The organism is Bartonella sp. MU70NMGDW, from assembly GCF_042194085.1.
GTDB classification, from domain to species: domain Bacteria; phylum Pseudomonadota; class Alphaproteobacteria; order Rhizobiales; family Rhizobiaceae; genus Bartonella; species Bartonella grahamii.
This window is the reverse complement of sequence record NZ_JBHIMK010000295.1, coordinates 1-1,419: the sequence shown is the minus strand read 5'-3', so window position 1 is coordinate 1,419 and position 1,419 is coordinate 1. Positions and strand designations below refer to the sequence as shown.

Sequence of the window (1,419 nt, the reverse complement as noted above, 5' to 3'; positions counted from 1 at the left end):
TTTTTGCTGAAGCAAACGCTAAGCAAAATCAAGCTATAAAGAACCAGAATAAGAATATATATAAAAAAACTAAAACTATCGTTTTAGCAAAAAAAGAAATTGGTTCTGAAAATTTAGAAATCGCGGATTTGGTTGACGAGCCAACAGAGGTTGCTGCTGTTGAGACCACATCAGAGCAAATCACAACGGGTGTAGACAACCAACATCCCATTCACGAACAAGAGAACGTTCCCAAAAAAGCAAAACGAGCGAAAGCTAATCGCGGTTGTCGATTGCCTGAGGATTTTGAACCTAATTTGCAATACGTAATTGATCAAGGATTAACGCATCATGAGGCAGTGTCAGAATTTGAACGGTTCACAAATTACTGGATAGCAAACCCAGGTAAAAATGCAAACAAACGAGATTGGCAAAGGACTTGGTACAATTGGATTACACATCCAAAGTGGGGTTTTTTAGCACAGAAAAAAGCAAGATTAGAACAGAAGAAACGGTTAGGTGGTTATCATGGAAAATTCACTCAGAAAACTTTCACAGAACAGCTTGCAGAAGGCTTCAAAGAGCTCAGAGATCATCTCTCATCTGGAGAAGATTATGGAAATGATCAGTCCGGGGTATCCATTGACGCTGAAAGCTGCGAAGACATTGACGAAACAGGAGGAAGCGCAAACCTTAGATGCTTGCAATCGTCTACAAGCGTTGCTCTCTGTGAAAGCTTCAGTTAAACAAATTGAGCAAGCTTCTTTCCTACTCTCAAGCATGAGAGTCCCTGCGAACACAGATTCCAAAGCCGTTGTCCTATCCTATAGCATGATGCTGGAACGGATTTCAGCATATGCTCTGAAAAAGGGTGTCGAAGATATCGTAACTGGTCAAGCAATTGGGATATCAAAAACATTTATGCCAACTTGTGGAGAGCTTTTAACTTATTGCCAGACAGTAGAAAATACCCTTCTTTCAAAAGCCGAAAGTGTACGTAGAGCAATTGAAAACACACGTGAGAAAGCACTCAAAGAAAAAACAGCGAAAGAGCATTTTAGACCACTAACGCTTGTTCACAAGCAAGAGCTTGAAGAAACTTTAACTGGTCTTGGGGGAACAGTGAAAAACATTGCAGGTTAGCAAACTAGTGAAAAGTGCTGATCATTTTACGATTATATATATATTTAAATCGATAAAAAGGTACCTTACAAAGCGATTTTAAGATTTTATGATGAAAATATCTATAACACAAAAACGCTCTGTACGATCAGATTTGAGGTAAATAGATCAATTGGTAAAATTATGGACTAAAAACATGAGAATATTAAAGGACCTGTTCTTAAAAAAGCGTAAACAGCCAATGCAAAAAGAGTTTGTTGCAACAGCTGTTGGTTATGTTCCTTGGGGGGACGGAGCAGAGGAGTATTTTTACAACCT

The 1,419-nt window shown here is 38.7% G+C and carries 1 protein-coding gene and 1 pseudogene; both read left to right on the top strand.

Going from position 1 to position 1,419, the window contains the following annotated elements:
- Nucleotides 1-725: pseudogene (locus ACFIKE_RS10570) on the top strand (hypothetical protein); the annotation flags it as partial.
- On the top strand, nt 709-1,122 hold the full coding sequence (locus ACFIKE_RS10565; protein WP_375649852.1) for a hypothetical protein: 414 nt from the start codon (nt 709-711) through the stop codon (nt 1,120-1,122). The pseudogene ACFIKE_RS10570 and the gene ACFIKE_RS10565, both read left to right, overlap by 17 nt.
- Nucleotides 1,123-1,419 lie beyond the last annotated feature (297 nt).